Origin of the sequence: Acetomicrobium thermoterrenum DSM 13490 (assembly GCF_900107215.1) — a bacterium.
Classification (GTDB): domain Bacteria; phylum Synergistota; class Synergistia; order Synergistales; family Acetomicrobiaceae; genus Acetomicrobium; species Acetomicrobium thermoterrenum.
On sequence record NZ_FNPD01000002.1, the window covers coordinates 152,703 to 169,879 of the forward strand.

The following is a 17,177-nucleotide window of genomic DNA, read 5'->3' on the forward strand; positions in this document are numbered from 1 at the left end:
TTACCACCACAATCTGCTTATGATCAATAAGCTCCCTACTATAGTTACCCGCAGAGAGTGTCTTTCGCTTTTTACCAGAACCTCCCGCGAGAATGGCCCTTTAATCTCCTCCATCTTCGGCCACCTTTTTACAATCAAAGCCCCTGTCCTATCCTTGTAACTAAGATATTCATTGCCGAATTTGCTTTGGAGAAATCCCTCCTCATAGGGTATGATCAAAAGGCAATAGATTATATAAAAGGACACCAAAAAGACCCAAAGGCTCAAACCGCCTGCCATAATCGCCCACCCTAAACCAATGAGGCCATTCCCCAGATAAAGTGGGTTTCTGACAAATGCATAGGGACCCCAAGTAGTTAATTTTGAAGCCTTTACCTCTACGCCTCTATATAACCCGATCGAACCGGCTGCCCAAAACCTGATCGCCTGGCCTGCAGCAACGAAAATAATCCCCCAAATAATGCTTTCATAGGTCGGCTTTGCCAAGAATAGGATAATTAAATAAAGAGCAGTCCACAGACCGCCTCTCCACTTAAAAGCTGTCTTTCTGACTTCCTGTAGATTCATTTTCGCTTTTTCTCTCCAATATACTAGTTATAATGCTCATTCCTATCGTTCTAATGGCGACGGCAACGCCTATTGCTATGGCTAAATAATGCGTAAAAAACCTCCATCCCAGCGACAAAAGACCTGCCATATTGAGAGGAACCAAGGTCTTGTACACCACCACACCACCCCCCTCGGCCACACCGCTTGCTCCGGGAGTCGGTATGAAATATAGGACGAAAAAGAAAAGCCCCTGAAGTATCGTGGCTTTCATAAAGGACACGCTCACGCCTAAAGCATAGGCGAGAAGAGGGAACACCGATACGGTAAAGACAATATAAAGCAAAGTTAAAAGACAAACCAGCGATAACCTCAAAAATCCACTTCTTGCCAATAATTGCATATTATGCACATACAGATCGATTTGTCGATTTAAAAAACGGACTGCCGAGAAGACACGAAAGTTAAAGACTTTTAACTTGTCAATTCGTATCGTAGTTACTTTAGCAATGTGTTTGAGGGAATCTGACTTTGCTACGCTTATGATAATTACAGCGCAAAACAAGATGACAAAGACAACAGCGTAAAGAAACATGCCCTTCATCGTAAGGCTGTCGATAAAGGCTTCCGGAACCATAAACATTGACAGAGGCACAAAAATGCTGAGTACGAGCACCGTTATTATCGTCCTCACTATGGTTAGGGCAACCCCTTTCCCGACTGGTACCCTGTTGCTGTGAAGAGCATATATTACAAGGGGGCCTCCGCCACTTTGAAAGGGGGTAACGGCAGAGCCAAAGGCATTCAAAAAGACCAGCGAAAGAGCCAACTTGAGGGAAACATTCTCGCCAATTATCGCTGCAATTGCCTTAAAGCGAAGAGCATCAAATATCCAAGCGGCGATAGAAAAAAGAAGGGCCAAAGACAGCAACGACATTTTGGCTGAAGCGAACAATCGCCATGTTTCCTCGTCACTGGTGTAATATAGGGCTAATGTGCCAACGCATATTGTTAACCCGATAAAATATAATATTCCCCTCTTCAACGACAAAGGTTGCTTCCTCCCAACACGACAAGACGTTTAAAGAACAATAATATGTTCAAAAGGTATTTTTGCCCTCTCCTCCAAAACCTCAATGAGAACGTAAAGAAACATCGGATTTAATGTACAAAGCCCCCTCAAATAAATCATATTTAACGGCTTCATATAGTGAAGTATCGCAAAAGGACTCCTTTGAGATAGAATGCAGATCATCATCTCTATTGAGAAGTATACCTTTGCACCCTGCATTTCTTGCAAGTTGCACATCTACGAGCGAATCGCCTATTACCCAAGAATTGGATATATCTATATCATACTCACAGATAGCCCTTTTTATCATCCCTGTTTTGGGCTTTCTGCAATCGCAATTAACATTGTAAGGGGGGAAGCCCTCCGTAGGATGGTGGGGACAATAATAAAAGGCATCGATAGCAACGCCATTATCCTTAAATAATCTACCTAAAATATCGTGAACATTTTGCACAAAATCTTCGCTGAAAAAACCTCTCGCAACTCCACTCTGATTCGTAACCACAATCAAAAGATATCCCATCGACTTGAGCAACTTCAAGCCGTCAACAACGCGCGGAAGGACTTTAATTTGAGAAATAGAAGAGAGATATCCTACATCCTCTATTAAAGTGCCGTCACGATCGAGGAAAACCGCTGAGCGCAAACCCTCATTCTCCCTTTGTCGCTATATCGTGAAGTTCGTCCACATAGGGCTTCATCTCCCTGAATTTGGGCAGTATTTCTTCGCGCAAACGATAGGCCAGCTCGAAAAATTTACCCTCCTGCAGGCAGGGCATGGCGTCTTCAAGGGAATGAGTCAAGGCTTGACTGGCATCGAGCAAATTCCCGTCTGCTATACTTTCGCCCTTTACGCCCAACAACATTATGCTGTTTTGTATAACTTTCATTACCCAGCTGATACCTTCCATGAGCTTCGACATCAACATTAGAGCTTCTTGCGTATCTTCGCTTTCGAGTTTCTGTGCGACGAGATCTACTCCCTGCACGACAACAGGAATGTATTTTTTCGTCTCCTCCAAGGCCTCTATGACCAACTCCTTGACGTCCTTCTTTTCACCGTCGATATCCACATACATTGCAGTCACCCTCTATCCTATTATTTTAAATTTTCCTTCCACCATCTAACCATATCTTCAACCGTTTGCCTCAAGGAGAACCTCTGAACAAAGCCTGCTTCCTCTTTCACTTTGCTCAAGTCGTTCCAGTATATGGGTTCATCCTTTTCGCGGACGAGATTTTTGTCCACAACAATTTCCACCTTGACAGGACAACCTTCGAGGACTATATCCAAAAGTTCCTTGATCGAGCACGGCTTCTCTCCCGAAACATTGTAGGCCTCTCCACTCCTTCCGTGTTTTTCGAGGGACAAAAAACAATCAACGGCATCTCTTACGTCAAGGAAAGCCCTTTTCGTATGGAGGTTACCCACTCGAAACACAGGCTCTGTCATTCCAAGCTCGATTACGGCTCTTCTATATGTGAAATCTGAAACTACCTCGCCTTTCCTGCCCGGACCTACACAATTTCCAATGCGAAGCCTTATTATATCAAGCCCGTAAGAACTGAAATAGGTAAAGCCAAGCAGGTCCTGTGTGGCCTTTGAAACGCCATATACGTGGGCGGGCCTGAAGGGCTGATTTTCCTTCACAGGGGTTTCGGAAGGATCGATAAATCCGTAAGCTGCCGTGGAAGAAGCAAGCATGATCCTTGTAGATTTCAGACCCAATTCCAGAAGGGACTCGAACAAATTTAAGGTTCCCAAGACGTTGGTTTCCATTGTGTAAGACGGGGCTTTGAAGGACTCCATGGGATAGCTTTGTGCTGCCATGTGATACACTACATCGGGGCCGACTTCCTCTAAAGCCTCTTTAAGATGAGGCTTATATCTTACGTCAATGTTGTAGGTCTTAACCGCATAGGGTTTTACCATTTCTACGTCAGAAGTTGGACGAAAATAAGATCCGTATACCTCGTATCCGACTTCGGACATTTTTTTGGCCAGATGAGATCCGATAAACCCCCCGATTCCAGTTATAAATGCTCTTTTCAACTGCAAACCCTCCTAAGAACCTAGAATATAAGGTATTTCCCTTTGAGCTTTAAAATAGTCCCCTGGCACACCGATGTCTATGAAATAACCATCCGAACGGAATGAGTAGACAACACCCCTTCGAACCAATTGCGGAACAACCTCCTTCTCCCAGGACAGGCGTCTCAATGGAAGCTCTTCCACGATATCTCTATCGACTACATAAAAACCCCCGTTGACCAACCAAAAACCACCTTCTTCTGGCGGGACGTTCTTTTCTCCGAAGGATACTACCTTGGATTCGTCATTGACCTTCAGGGGATCTACCCGGGTCAGATCCTTCCATGGCCTAGCTGCAATAGTCAGTTTTGCACTTTTGTTGACATGGAAATCGAACATTTCACCCAAATCCATATCGAGCAAAGTATCGCCATTCATGAAGAAAAAAGTCCCCTCGTCGATATAGGGCAATGCATTTCGCAGTGCTCCGCCTTTGTCTAAGGGCTCTTTCTCCAGGCTGTAAGTCGCTTTAAGGTTCCATTTGCTCCCATCTTCGACAAAGGCCATAATCTTATCTGCACCATACCCCAGAAGCAGCAGGATTTTTGTAATCCCCCTGCAGCTTAACATGGTCAACAGCCAATCCAAAAAGGGCCTCCCCGCTATAGGCGCCAAGGCCTTGGGAACGTCCGAGACGACGCCTCTAAGACGTGTTCCCAAACCGCCGGCTAGTATTACAGCCAATCTACTTCTATTTTCTTCCATCGAAAAGTCCATCCTCCACCAAACCACAGATGATATGCCCCCAAAGCATGTGAACTTCTTGGATTCTGGGCGTATCTTCCGATGGCACGCTCAAAAGGACGTCACACAGGGAAGACATTTCATCCACCTTTCGACCGGTAAAACCGATCGTCTTTAAACCCTTCTTTTTCGCATAATCCAAGGCCTTTAATACATTCGCGCTTTTGCCGCTGGTGGAAAGCCCTACGAGCACATCCCCAGGCCTACCAAAGGCCTCGATCTGCCTTACGAAGACATCGGAATAGTCGTAGTCATTGGCAATCGCCGTCAACGCGCTTGTGTTGGCATGCAAGGCCATGGCAGGAAGGGCTTTTCTTTCCCTTTTAAATCTCCCCACCAGCTCGGCTGCCAAATGCTGTGCATCAGCAGCTGAACCGCCGTTTCCGCAAAACAAAACCTTGCCTCCGCCTTTATAGGCAAGAATTATCAACTCAGCCGCCATCTTCACGCAACCAAGCAAATCGTCGCTCAAGAGCATCTTTTTTAATTCTATGGAATCATTTATCTGATCCTCTATGAATTTGATCAATCATAACGCTCCTTTCATGCTAAAAGCTCCGCACAGGCACTAAAGACCTCATCAACACCTATTTTTGACATGCATGCAAAATCACCGTATACACACTCTTTTCCGACACAGGGCGCGCAGGGCAATGAGGGGGCCACCACCCTATGCCTCGTCCCCCAAGGGCCATATCTTTCTGGACTTGATGGCCCATAAAGGCCCACCACAGGAACGCCCACGGCGCTTCCTATATGCAATGTGCCCGTGTCGTTGGTAACGAAAAGGGAGGCCATACCAAGAAGAGCACCTAGCTCTGTCAGCGGAACCTTTCCCGTTAAATCAAGAGCGTCGATCTCTTGCAGCCCCTTCAGAACTTCCATGCCCAGGGCACGTTCTTCCTCGGAATATCCTATCACACCTATTACGGCACCGAATTCCGAGATCAAGCGCCTGCCCAAACTTACAAACCCTTCTACAGGCCATCTCTTAGGTGGCCAGTTGGCTCCGGGGTTAAATATCACCAGTTTTCGATCCTTAAGCTCATCTTTATATTTTGTTTTAACCATTTCTTTCGTCTCGAAAGGCACGAAAAACCTCAATTGCCTTATCCGTATTGGAATGCCAAGAGACGCTAAGGCCTGCAAAGTCCTTTCTGCTTCATGTAATGTCTTGGGCAAAAATACCTCCCGCAAACCCCATAGGGGCGCGTAGCGGGCCCCCGAAAACAGGGGCATTACAGTTGCCCTGAGGTCGACAATCAGGTCATATTTCCCCTGCCTCATTAGCTTAATCGCCCTCAATCTCCCTTTGAATCCGGAAAATTCACCTCCCCTATCGTAGACTCTTATTTTATCCCACATCGGGTCTTCGGAGAGGGCAGCTATTGCCCTAGGGCCTACCCATAGGGTAAATTCGGCCTTCGGCAAAAAAAGCCTCAAGTTCCACAATGCAGCAGAGGCCATAACCATATCCCCAAGACATGAAAGGCCTATTACCAACACCCTTTCGATTCTATTCTGATCTATCCGCAAAGAAACTGCCTCCTGCCAAAAATACCTTTTTCGCTGTTCCGACATGAATATTTTACCATCACGAACGAAAAAGCGAAGCTCGTGGCGTCATATCCTGACTCTGCTTGCCAAAGCACCTTAAAGGCAGATACAAAATATGTCGATACTACTTATAGCGTTAAACCATGTTATCATAAATAATGAAAATTTCTCCGATTAATAATAAGGAGGTTATCTCCATGGCTACAACCAACCCTCTCTTTCAGGTAACAGGCTTGGCCTCTGGGATAGATTGGGGCACGATGATCGATAAGGTTATGGAACAGGAGCGCAAGGTCACCGACATTTGGACAGCTGAAAAGGAAAAGCTGGAATTTAAAATAGATCTCTACAACGAATTCAGCGCAAACTTCAAGAGTTTGCGTTCAGCGTTGACACCTCTGAAACTGGAATCTACATACACGGCTAAAACCGCTGAAATTACAAACGTTGGTAGCTCTCTGGACCCCACTTCGGTTTTGAGCATAACGGCAACACCCGATGCGGAAATCGCAAGATACGATATTGAGGTGTTGCAGCTGGCCAAATCCCACAGCATCGCAAGCAAAAGGCTTGACGATCCGACGCAAACCATAGGAGATCTAATAAACGAATTTACCGGGGGAAGTTTTACCGTAGGATCGGGCGACAACATCGCTACAATTCAGGTCACGGCCAACGACACCATCTCCTCTTTGGCATCCAAGATTAATTCAGCCACGACTGACGATGGAGAAAGTATAGGAGTATCGGCTAAGATATTGGATAACAGGTTGATAATTACCAGCAATGAGACGGGAGAGGCTAATGCAATAACGGTTACAGATGACGATGGCATATTAAACGCCCTGGAAATTTGGGATGGATCCGATTTTATCAATGAACTACAAGCAGCACAGGACGCTAAAATTAAAATTGACGGACTCGAAGTCAAAAGATCCGGCAATGAGATTTCCGACCTTATAGAGGGCCTCACTTTAAAGCTCAACGGCACGGGCCATGTCGTGACCGATATAGTATTGGATGCCGAAAAGGCAGTTAACGCCATCGCTGACTTTATTGATGCCTATAATGCGGCCATGGATTGGATAAACATCAGGGTTTCGGAAAAACCTATCGAAGACCCTCAGGAGGAATACCAAAAGAAGATAGGGTTACTCAGAGGAGATTCCCTGTTGTGGCAAACCAAATCCAGAATGCGATCTTTAATCTCTGATCCCGTAGCAACGGACGGCGTGTTTGCAATGCTTTCTCAGATCGGCATTACAACCGAAGCTACCGACTACGGCAAAAGCGGAATGTTGGAATTCGACGTAGACAAGTTTATGAGCGCCATGACCACGAATTCCGATGATGTCGCAGCTTTGATGACAACGGTGATGTCGAAGATGGATACCTTCATCGGAAACACGATAGACAACGTCCCTGTAGCAGTCGGAAACACCACAGGCACCAAAGGACGCGTTGCAAGTCAGATAAATTACCTGAACAATAGAATTACGGCAATAGACAAAAGAATCTCCGATTTTGAAGAACGTCTTGCCATAAAAGAAAAGGGACTAATAGAACAATACAGCCAGATGGAAATCATCCTCTCCCAGCTTACATCGCAGGCCAATTGGCTTTCAGGAATTGTAACTCAATTATCGTCTTTCGGCTCCGGAGCTTAATTGCTGACATTTGAGGTAAGCCAGCTTTTTAATATGTTAAAGGCTGGCTTTTTCTTTTATCCTTCTCCTTTGAAATATATCGAATAACACCAAAAGAGCCGAAAAAACCACGCCCATAAGAACTCCCTCTCCGGGAAGCCTCAAAATGGGCCATAAACAGGCCGCTCCAATCCCCACCGCACCCGAAGCAAAGGCCATCGATGGAAGCAGCCTTCCGTAAAGTACCGTTGCAAGAAGGGGCACAAAAACCCCTGCTCCCCTGAGGCCCATGCTAAGATAGCTCCATTGAAGTATGAAAGAACCGGCAGCTTTCAGGCTCGCAATAAAAGCTATGAGTATCACGACTAAAAGGCTTAGCCGATTTACCAGAAGACTAACTCTGCTCGAAGTAATTTTTTTAAAAGAAACAAAAAGATCATAGGACACAGTTGTGGCAACTCCCAAAGACAGCCCCGCCGCAGTTCCCAGTGAAGTTATAAAAAGCGTTGCCCAAGCAATCCCGCTGAACACTTTGGGAAAATAATTATACAAAAAATAGGGAAGCGCCTGCGAGGGCTCGATGATCACACCTTCTCTCCTCAGAGCTAACCCAATCCAAATGCCTAGTAGACCTATAGGTGGCATTAACACTGCTGACAGCAGCGCTCCTTTTTTTGCCGTACTCTCGTTTGAGGCCGACAAGACGGCCTGGGCATAAATTTGCGTTCCCAGGGTTCCGACGATCAGAGAAAGACAGGCGTTCGATTCCCTTAAAACACCTCTTGCGAAGAGCGAAAAATAGGGAAATTCAGGAAGCTCTCTTACCAGGGCCCAGGGGGTGTGGCCCATCCTGTAAGCAACTACACCGCAGGCAATTAGGGTGATATATAATAAAATCAGTTTTGTCTGTCCTATAGCGCTATAGCTTTTTGTGCCCCCGGAATAGATAAATAAAAGTATGAGAAAAGCAACGAGCAAGCTCAAAGCCCAAGACGGCAAAGGTACTATGGCCGACAATAATGCACTCGACGCAAGAAACTGGGCAACTACAGCCATAAGAGTCCCGATAGCGGAACCGACTGCAGCCAACCTGCTCATCCGGAGACCGTAGTGATTAGACAGAAACTGCGCCAATGTAGTGACCTTAGACCTTCTCAGCGGCTCGGCTATGAAGAGTGCCAAAAGAAGGCACCCTATTCCTCCTCCAAGAGTAAACCACCAAGCTGATAAACCATAAACATAAGCCATCTCCGCAGTCCCAACTGTAGATGCTCCTCCCACAAGGGCGCCTAGCAATATTCCGGAAACCGCAAAGGGGCTTGCCCTTCTGCCCGCCAATGAATATCCCTCTTCGTCTATTTTCTTTCCCGATGCGATAACGCCTATGGATATAACGAATGTCAGCGTAATGACTACCGATAGAAAAAACATATGACGTGCCACCCTTCACAGCTATAGTATTGATTTATTTTTTATGCTTTAACTTTTATGTCATCACAATCCCAATGCAAGGGGTACCAAAAGGGGAACTAGAAGCGTCAGCAAAAAACCCGATATAAAAGAATAAATTGCAATATCGGGAGAATTACTCTTGACGATAACGGGCAAGGCGGTATCCATTGCCGTCGCACCCGCTACGCCTACTGCTTCAAAAGATCCGATATATTTACTTATCAGCGGTATCGATATCAGGGCAATGACCTCTCTTATCACGTTCGAAAGAAAGGCTACGGTTCCAAGTTCCACGCTGTGCATCTGAGTGATGAGAACCCCTGAAAGAGAATACCATCCGAAACCGGCGCCAACTGCCAGGGTCTCATTTAAAGGCATTCTCAATAATATCGAGGCCAAAGAAGAACCAAACCCTGTCCCTAAAACCGTTGCCACAGGAACGATAAAAAGCTTTATCCCATCTTCTCTGATGTTTCTAAGCGCTTCCTTATTGCAGCCAAGATCAATTCCCACGGAAAAGAGCAGTATGAACAATCCTAATGTGATAATTAAATTAGTTACGTTGCTTAAAGAAAATATCGCGAGCTTTCCAATCAAGATCCCGCTTGTCAAACAGGCAACTATGATGACGATCAAGGGTTCATCATTCCCTTTTTGTCAGAAATCTGACGAATATATTTATACAAAATATTGTACCTAAAATAGACAAAAAAGAAATCGCGGCAGCTTTATAGCCCAAGTTCCCTAACGCCTTGAGCACTTCTCCGTTGCTTCCAATCTCAATACCTATTGCCAACAGCAATAAAATAAGACATAACGTCTGAACTCTCCCGTTATGCCTTTTTATAAAGTTTGGGACCCTCCCGAAATATCCTACTAGCGCTCCCGCCAACATAAAGGCAACGTAAAAATAAACGCTGTTGTCAACCAAAAATCCAAGGAATTTCATGCCGGCCCGATCACCTTTGTGTTTTTATATTTTATAAACCTGGACATGTTACCTAATAGCTTTTTGAGATTTCTTGCCTACACATCATTTGAAAATATCCTATTGCAGAATATACTTTACTTCAAGGCTTAAAAAACTTTTATTCTTTGTCTTAGTTATTGTAATTCATATTACATACATATTAATATCTCAGCGTGGTGATGTGAATGTTCGATTTACCCGAGAAGATCAAACGCGGCGTCGGCGAAGCGGTGTGCGCCTATTCCATGATCGAAGAAGGCGATAATATCTTAGTTGGATTATCCGGAGGGAAGGACAGTTCGTTGCTCCTCATTGCCCTAAAACACTTACAAAGAGTGAGCCCCATCAGATTCAATATAGAAGCCATGATTGTAGATCCAACGGGCGGGCAGTTTGATCCCGCGGGGCTGAAGGATTTTTGCGAAAGCCTCGATGTGCCCTTTACGCATTATGCCTATCCTATATTTGAAATTATAAAAATCAGAAGGGAAAAATCCCCCTGCAGTTTTTGCGCGAACATGAGAAGAGGGATTTTGAGCGGGATCGCAAAGGACAGAGGGTTTAGGAAGATAGCTCTGGGACATCATCTAACCGATGCCACCGTTACGTTAATGCTGAATATTTTTTTCTCCGGAAAACTTCATACGCTACAGCCAAAAACGTGGCAAAGCAGAACGCAAACATGGGTGATCAGGCCTTTGATATTCCTTCCAGAGGAAACTTTGATATCGGCAGCTTCCGAGATGGACCTGCCGGAACGGGGACCAAAATGTCCTTACGGGGACGACACGAAGAGAAAGAGAATGAATGAAATCCTGAAAAATATACTTGAAGAAGCGCCACAAGGAGAATACAGCACATTAAGGGCACTTCGCAAGACACTTTGGGCTACTTAGGCAAGCGAAAGGACTGAGGAAGAAGCTCTGAAAGGCGGTTTCGCTGAAACTTACCTTCCATATCAAACGATATTATTTCCATATCGCCAAATTCGGCCATTACCTGAAGACACGCTCCACAGGGGGGAACTATAGAGTCGGCACATATAATCATCATCTCGAAGACCCGCTCTCCCTGAGCGACGGCAGAACACAGAGCAACCCTTTCGGCACAAATAGTTAGTCCGTAGGAGGAATTTTCAACGTTACATCCGGCGTAAATACGGCCCGATTGGGCGAGCAAAGCGGCACCCACCGAAAAACCGGAGTAGGGGGCATAGGCATTTTCCCGCCCCCTCATTGCCACATCATAAAGTTTCGACACTATATCCATTGCGACATCAGACCTACCTCAAAAGGCCCGAAACGATAACGTCAATAGCTTCGTTCTCGGTCAAACCTTTGGCCATCAGACCCCACAGCTTTTCGTTAGCTATACGGCCTATGGCAGCTTCGTGGGTTATCTCGGCTCCGGGATGAACCACGGAGACGACGGGAACGGCTTCAGCTTTCGCATTTCCTTGCACTATTTCAGTGCAATCGACATGACCTTTCGCTCCGTCAGCAGCTCCCTGCACTTCTCCGAAGAACTTGCCGAAGCTGTTGTCTTTCAATACAACTCTCGCTTTGGCTAATCCGCTAGACTTTTCCCCGGATAACCTTATCGTATCTTTAACGTTGCAGCTATCGTCGTATTTTCCGTAAACTTTGGAGGTTATCTCCGCACTTCCAAGCCAACCGATGACATCTACTTCCACGTCGAGGGACAGAATACCTACCCTTCCCTCGATTAACGAAAAATTGCTCACGTACCTGCCCTTTTCATCCACCACGACGCGGGTCAGCGGCCTGACTTCGATCTTTCCCTCAGGTCCGTGGACGTGCACTTCTTCATATGTCATGTCAGCGCCTTTGCCCACGATTATATCGCCCTCCATCGCATGGAGGAATTTTACGGCATTCGGAAAAATACAGTGCGAGTAAAATTTAGCTTTCGCGCCTTCTTCCAGCACGATCCTGCTTTCTATGACTTGCTTTCCCTCTTTGCCAAGGTGGCCAAAACAAAGATGCACGGGTTTCTTTAAAACCGCTCCTGCTTTTACGGTAAAGGATGCCCTAATGCCAAATTCAGTCTCTTCGGCGTCGATTTCAAGACCGGGGATGTCTTTTGCAGCGATGATATTGTTGGCATGAACTATAACATGAGCATCGTCGGTCTTGATGGGTTCTCCCGCCTTTTCGGCTATTTCTATCAGTGACATATATTCATTACTGAGATTCATTGGAAATCACCCCTCTGACTAAAAGTGGGTCTGAACAGGGGCTGCACAGCGACATTAAGTATTGCTTTACGGCAATTGGCTGTCCCTCGAGCATGACCTTGCCGTTGCAAAGCAGGTAAGCCCTATCGCAGGCCGAAGCTATGTCATCTCTATGGGTTATCACCAATACGCTGCTACCGAAATCTATTAATTTTTTAAAAAGCTTTATCACATCGCCCAAAGCCAGAAGATCTACTCCCGAATCGGGTTCGTCTAAGATGGCAAGCTTGGGCCTCATTAAATAGATAGACGCAAGCTCTAACCTTTTTCTCTCTCCTCCGGATAGAGCCTTGTCGACAAAACGATCCAGGTAAAAAGGTTCCATCTGAATAAAATCCAAAGCCTCTTCCAGTTCTCTTCTCGTCGCATCCTTACGCGACAACCTAAGATATTCGGCTACGGTAATTCCTTCATATCTGGCCGGATATTGCCATGCTAAAGTTATCCCTAATCTCGATCTTTCGGTAATCGAAAAATCGGTAATATCCTTTCCTTCAAAGAAGATCCTGCCGGAATTGGGCCTATAGGAAGGAAGGCCCATAACAGTATAGGCTAACGTCGTCTTTCCCGCACCGTTTCGGCCCAACACTCCAGTTATCTCTCCATGCTCGACTCGCAAATTGACTTGATCGAGCAGTTTTTTCCCGTTTTCTCGGGTTACCGTTACTTCATCTACTTGAAGCAAGGGGGTATCTGTCATTTATAACTTCCTCCGTTACGCATTCCAAACTTGGAATCATATTATAATCTCCATTTTTTGGCATGCTCCAAAATATTCTTCAACTTCCTTCACATATTCCTTGTATCCCTTGCGGCCCATGAGCGAATATATATACCGTTTCCCCTGTTCCACTCCAGGTTGATCGAAGGGATTGATTTTCATCAAAAAACCGACAAGAGCTGTTACATATTCATAGAAGAACACCAACGCACCAATATATCTCTCGGAAACTTCAGGAATCTTAAGGTAAATAATCGGCTTTCCGGCTTTTACCAAAGCCGAAGCCGTCGAACGAGCCTCTATACTCAACAGATCTCCGAGGGCTTTTCCGTATAAAAACTCCAAATCCTTCAATGCATCTATATCTACAACGTCCGGCAATAGGAATAACGGCCTATTATTTACGTCGATAATCGTAATTAGCTTATCGTCCGGGCCTTCCGCGTAAAGTTGAAGCTGGGAATGCTGATCTATAGCTCCGAGAGCACGCACAGGAGTGGTGCCGCATCCCTCTTTGCCAAGGCTTTCTCCCCAAAGCTGAGCAAACCATTCGGCAAAATCGGCAAGATCGTCTCCATAGGGCATCATAACGGCCATATTACGGCCGGCTTTAGCGTGCAACAGGTTAATGCAGGCCAATAGCCATGCGGGGTTTTCCCAAAGGTGCGACCGCAAGGCAAGTCTTTGATCCATCTCCTTGGCACCTTGAACCAGCTTTTCGATGTTGATACCCAAAGCGGAAGCCGTTGCCAACCCTACCGAGGAAAGAACAGAATACCTGCCCCCCACGCTTTCTGGAATATTCAAACTCCTACAACCTGTAGATTTGGCAAATTTGCGCAGAATGCCCTTTCTAGGATCGGTAATTATCAAAAAATTGTCGCTTGCCCTTTCGCCCATCTTTTCCCTGACCTTTTGCCATGCCCATAAAAAGTGCGCAGCCGTTTCCGTCGTGCTTCCCGATTTGCTGACGACTATAAATGCTGTCTTCGACAAATCAAGCCGATCCAGTAAAGATACTGCCGTCTTGGGATCCGGATTTTCCAGCAGATAAAACTTGGGGGCCTTTCTGACGGAAGCATCAAGTTCGTTGTAAAAAGGGGGAAGGAGTGCCTTTGCAAGCATTCTGTTTCCCAAAGCAGATCCGCCAATGCCTATTTGCACGATGGCTTCAAAGCCGGAAAGCCAACGCCCAATTTCAATCGTTTCGGACAAATCCTGATAGGGCAGGTTAATCCAACCAAAGCCATCAACGTCGTCCCTCCCCTTTTCCCGCAACAGGACATCGGCTTCTTCCACCATTCTTGAAAGATCATCGATATTTTCTCTCAAGACGGGACGATCTCCACCTACAAAAGCACCTCCGACGCTTACGCTCAACAGCTCGTCCAAAAGGTATTCCCCCTTTAAAATTAAGCTAATCTAATATACTGTTCTCCTTTAAAAGCTCCTTAATGGTCTCAGGATCATAACCGACAATAAACTTATCGCCTATGAAGGTTACGGGCACACCCATTTGGCCAGTTCGCCTCACCATGTCCATAGCAGCAGCCCTGTCTTTGCTGACGTCTACCTCCTCATACTCGACACCCAAGTCTTTTAAATATTCTTTTACCTTTGTACACCACGGACATGTGGGAGTACTATAAACTTTCACAGTCATATTCTACACCTTCCTCTGATTTGAAAAATTAGGGTTACCAAACATACGTAAAGAATATAGCATAATACCCGCAAAGGCGCAACAACTCGCGATAAAAAAAGCCCGAGGATCTTCTAAGTACGAATCAATAGTGTTATATTATCCCTAAATTCATTTTTTTGACCAGCTTTTCAAATAGGAGGGAAGCCCATGCTTTCAACAAAACAAGATGACGAGCAGGCTTTACAGAACATTATCGAGACCTTTAGGGGTAAAAAGGGCATCACAATTTCGCTTTTATCGAAAATACAAGAAAGTTACGGCTATTTGCCACAAGAAGTATTGAGCAGGGTAGCCAAAGAGCTCGATATTCCCGAAGCAAGTCTCTATGGTGTAGCGACATTTTATGCCATGTTTAGATTTAAACCTTTAGGCAAATATACCATAAAACTCTGCAGAGGAACGGCTTGTCATGTACAGGGATCCTTGTTAATAGCTCAAGAAGTGATGAGACATCTGGGAATTTCGGAAGGAGAGACGACGGACGACGGACTTTTTACGTTGGAGCTTGTCGCCTGTCTCGGATGCTGCAGCCTGGCTCCTGTTATGATGGTCGGAGAAGACGTTTATGGTCGCCTGACGCCCGATAGGGCCGTAAAGGTTCTGGATAGCTACAGAACGAACAAAAGAGGTGAAGGCAATAATGACTAATACAATAGTGCGCGTTGGGATGGCAAGCTGTGGTTTGGCATCGGGGGCAGACTCCGTTTATGAGGAACTCTCCAAAGTGCTTGTCGGAGACGAAAATACTATTTTAAAAAAGGTCGGATGTATTGGCCTGTGCTCATATGAACCTTTAGTTGAAGTAGAAATCGAGGGCAAGAGAACCATTTATGGATATATGACACCCGAATTGGCCAAGGAATTGGTCGGCTCCTCCTTTCGCCCCACTTCAGCCCTAAAAGAAAAGATTATATACAGCGATGAGGAAACTCAGGCGCCGGAAAATAACAGGATGGCAAAGCAGGTCAGGATAGTTCTCAGAAACTGCGGGATAATTGACCCGGAAAAAATAGACGAGGCCATTTCCAGAGGGGCTTATGAGGCGTTTTCAAAGGCCGTGAAGGAAATGTCTCCCGATGAAGTCATAGATGAAGTGTACAGATCAGGCCTTAGGGGTCGTGGTGGCGCAGGATTCCCAACGGGGCTTAAGTGGAAATTTACGCGACAAGCCAAGGGAGAATCCAAATATGTGATTTGCAATGCCGACGAAGGAGATCCGGGCGCCTTTATGGACAGGTCCGTATTGGAGGGTGACCCCCACGCCGTCATAGAGGGTATGGCTATATGCGCTTACGCCGTCGGTGCTTCTCACGGTTATATTTATTGTCGAGCAGAATATCCTTTGGCCATAAAAAGGATAAACATAGCTCTTGACCAGGCACGCGAAAGAGGCTTTTTGGGAGACAACGTTTTTGGCAGCGGCTTTAATTTCGATATAGAGATAAAAGAAGGGGCCGGGGCATTTGTTTGCGGCGAAGAGACAGCCCTGATAGCCTCAATAGAAGGAAAACGGGGAATGCCGCGACCTCGACCTCCCTTTCCAGCCGAAAGCGGCGTTTGGGGAAAGCCGACCAACATTAACAACGTGGAAACCTATGCAAACGTGCCGTGGATAATACGACATGGAGCATCGGAATTCTCAGCTTTTGGTACGGAAAAAAGCAAGGGAACGAAGGTATTTGCCCTCGCCGGCAAGGTAGCCAAAGGAGGCCTCATCGAAATTCCAATGGGAATGCCCATCAGAGAAGTAATATATGATATTGGCGGCGGAATCGCCGACGGAAAAGAGATCAAAGCAGTACAAATGGGCGGGCCGTCGGGAGGATGCATACCTTCCTGGCTTCTCGATACACCGGTAGATTACGAATCCATAACAGCCACGGGAGCAATCATGGGTTCCGGAGGTATGATTGTTTTGGACGAAACAAGCTGCGTCGTCGATGTGGCAAAGTTTTTTCTGAACTTCACACAACGCGAATCCTGCGGAAAATGTCCCTTTTGCAGAATAGGTACAAAAAGAATGCTAGAGATATTAGAACGCATCAGCAACGGAGAGGGAAAGATGGAGGATCTTGATCTGCTTTATGAACTGGCATTACAGGTAAAGGAAGGTTCCCTATGCGGTCTTGGACAGACGGCCCCAAACCCTGTGTTGACTACGCTAAAATACTTCAGAGAGGAATACGAAACTCATGTTAAGGACAAGAAATGTCCCGCAAAGGTGTGCCCTTCTCTCATTCGCTACACAATAAATACCGATCTATGCATAGGTTGTACTAGATGTGCCAGGATATGTCCCGTTGGCGCAATTAGCGGCAAAGTTAAGGAACCCCACGAAATAGACGACGCCAAATGCGTGAGATGCGGGCAATGCAAACAGACCTGTCCTGTCTCTGCTATATTTGTTGATTGAGG

At 45.9% G+C, this 17,177-nt stretch carries 20 protein-coding genes; 4 read left to right on the forward strand and 16 right to left on the reverse strand.

The window, feature by feature from the left end; translation table 11 throughout:
* The 8 genes from BLU12_RS02365 to BLU12_RS02400 form a co-directional block, all read right to left on the reverse strand.
* Positions 1–567 carry a methyltransferase family protein gene (locus tag BLU12_RS02365; protein ID WP_091460296.1) on the reverse strand — a complete coding sequence of 189 codons (567 nt, stop codon included), beginning with the start codon at positions 565–567 and terminating at the stop codon, positions 1–3.
* Entirely contained in the window at positions 533–1,597 is a 1,065-nt protein-coding gene (locus tag BLU12_RS02370; protein WP_091460298.1) for a lysylphosphatidylglycerol synthase transmembrane domain-containing protein, read from the reverse strand. The genes BLU12_RS02365 and BLU12_RS02370 overlap by 35 nt, the downstream gene beginning before the upstream one ends.
* Positions 1,598–1,679: 82 nt before the next feature.
* The gene (locus BLU12_RS02375) at positions 1,680–2,264 is read right to left on the reverse strand and encodes a D-glycero-alpha-D-manno-heptose-1,7-bisphosphate 7-phosphatase (RefSeq protein ID WP_091460299.1); all 585 of its coding nucleotides are present in this window, start codon (positions 2,262–2,264) and stop codon (positions 1,680–1,682) included.
* A 4-nt stretch (positions 2,265–2,268) separates the two neighbouring features.
* Entirely contained in the window at positions 2,269–2,697 is a 429-nt protein-coding gene (locus BLU12_RS02380) for a hypothetical protein (protein ID WP_091460302.1), read from the reverse strand.
* 20 nt (positions 2,698–2,717) lie between these two features.
* Positions 2,718–3,671, reverse strand: a complete 954-nt coding sequence (locus tag BLU12_RS02385) for a GDP-mannose 4,6-dehydratase (RefSeq protein WP_234945381.1) — start codon at positions 3,669–3,671, stop codon at positions 2,718–2,720.
* 12 nt (positions 3,672–3,683) lie between these two features.
* Positions 3,684–4,415, reverse strand: a complete 732-nt coding sequence (locus tag BLU12_RS02390) for a nucleotidyltransferase family protein (protein ID WP_091460305.1) — start codon at positions 4,413–4,415, stop codon at positions 3,684–3,686.
* A complete protein-coding gene (gene gmhA / locus BLU12_RS02395) occupies positions 4,402–4,983 on the reverse strand; it encodes a D-sedoheptulose 7-phosphate isomerase (protein WP_091460307.1) in 582 nt (193 codons plus the stop codon). Before gmhA ends, BLU12_RS02390 begins: the two co-directional genes overlap by 14 nt.
* A gap of 14 nt (positions 4,984–4,997) precedes the next feature.
* A complete protein-coding gene (locus BLU12_RS02400; RefSeq protein ID WP_091460308.1) occupies positions 4,998–5,990 on the reverse strand; it encodes a glycosyltransferase family 9 protein in 993 nt (330 codons plus the stop codon).
* 218 nt (positions 5,991–6,208) lie between these two features.
* On the opposite strand from BLU12_RS02400, the gene fliD reads away from it, so the two are divergent.
* On the forward strand, positions 6,209–7,678 hold the full coding sequence (fliD, locus tag BLU12_RS02405; RefSeq protein ID WP_234945382.1) for a flagellar filament capping protein FliD: 1,470 nt from the start codon (positions 6,209–6,211) through the stop codon (positions 7,676–7,678).
* Positions 7,679–7,714: 36 nt separating this feature from the next.
* Here fliD and BLU12_RS02410 read toward each other — a convergent pair whose 3' ends face one another.
* From BLU12_RS02410 to BLU12_RS02420, 3 genes are all read right to left on the reverse strand, one after another.
* Entirely contained in the window at positions 7,715–9,088 is a 1,374-nt protein-coding gene (locus tag BLU12_RS02410; RefSeq protein WP_091460311.1) for a sodium:solute symporter family protein, read from the reverse strand.
* A gap of 63 nt (positions 9,089–9,151) precedes the next feature.
* Positions 9,152–9,745 carry a lysine exporter LysO family protein gene (locus BLU12_RS02415; protein WP_091460313.1) on the reverse strand — a complete coding sequence of 198 codons (594 nt, stop codon included), beginning with the start codon at positions 9,743–9,745 and terminating at the stop codon, positions 9,152–9,154.
* Between the two features lie 7 nt (positions 9,746–9,752).
* Positions 9,753–10,058: a LysO family transporter gene (locus BLU12_RS02420; RefSeq protein WP_091460314.1), complete on the reverse strand. Its 306-nt coding sequence runs from the start codon at positions 10,056–10,058 to the stop codon at positions 9,753–9,755.
* Between the two features lie 206 nt (positions 10,059–10,264).
* Between BLU12_RS02420 and BLU12_RS02425 the strand changes: the two genes are divergently transcribed.
* Positions 10,265–10,975: a tRNA 2-thiocytidine biosynthesis TtcA family protein gene (locus BLU12_RS02425; protein ID WP_234945383.1), complete on the forward strand. Its 711-nt coding sequence runs from the start codon at positions 10,265–10,267 to the stop codon at positions 10,973–10,975.
* Here BLU12_RS02425 and cdd read toward each other — a convergent pair.
* The 5 genes from cdd to BLU12_RS02450 are packed head-to-tail and all read right to left on the reverse strand — an operon-like array spanning position 10,968 to position 14,720.
* Complete coding sequence (gene cdd / locus BLU12_RS02430) at positions 10,968–11,348, reverse strand: cytidine deaminase (protein ID WP_091460317.1); 381 nt, start codon at positions 11,346–11,348, stop codon at positions 10,968–10,970. The genes BLU12_RS02425 and cdd overlap by 8 nt on opposite strands.
* Positions 11,349–11,361: 13 nt before the next feature.
* On the reverse strand, positions 11,362–12,297 hold the full coding sequence (locus tag BLU12_RS02435) for a SufB/SufD family protein (RefSeq protein WP_091460319.1): 936 nt from the start codon (positions 12,295–12,297) through the stop codon (positions 11,362–11,364).
* Positions 12,284–13,036, reverse strand: a complete 753-nt coding sequence (locus tag BLU12_RS02440; protein ID WP_091460321.1) for an ATP-binding cassette domain-containing protein — start codon at positions 13,034–13,036, stop codon at positions 12,284–12,286. The genes BLU12_RS02435 and BLU12_RS02440 overlap by 14 nt, the downstream gene beginning before the upstream one ends.
* A 36-nt stretch (positions 13,037–13,072) precedes the next feature.
* Positions 13,073–14,449, reverse strand: a complete 1,377-nt coding sequence (locus BLU12_RS02445; RefSeq protein ID WP_091460322.1) for a glucose-6-phosphate isomerase — start codon at positions 14,447–14,449, stop codon at positions 13,073–13,075.
* Positions 14,450–14,474: 25 nt separating this feature from the next.
* Complete coding sequence (locus BLU12_RS02450) at positions 14,475–14,720, reverse strand: glutaredoxin family protein (protein ID WP_091460324.1); 246 nt, start codon at positions 14,718–14,720, stop codon at positions 14,475–14,477.
* A gap of 189 nt (positions 14,721–14,909) precedes the next feature.
* Here BLU12_RS02450 and nuoE point away from each other — a divergent pair, with 189 nt between their 5' ends.
* On the forward strand, positions 14,910–15,410 hold the full coding sequence (gene nuoE, locus BLU12_RS02455; protein WP_091460326.1) for an NADH-quinone oxidoreductase subunit NuoE: 501 nt from the start codon (positions 14,910–14,912) through the stop codon (positions 15,408–15,410).
* On the forward strand, positions 15,403–17,175 hold the full coding sequence (nuoF, locus tag BLU12_RS02460) for an NADH-quinone oxidoreductase subunit NuoF (RefSeq protein ID WP_091460327.1): 1,773 nt from the start codon (positions 15,403–15,405) through the stop codon (positions 17,173–17,175). The genes nuoE and nuoF overlap by 8 nt, the downstream gene beginning before the upstream one ends.
* The last annotated feature ends 2 nt before the right edge of the window (positions 17,176–17,177 follow it).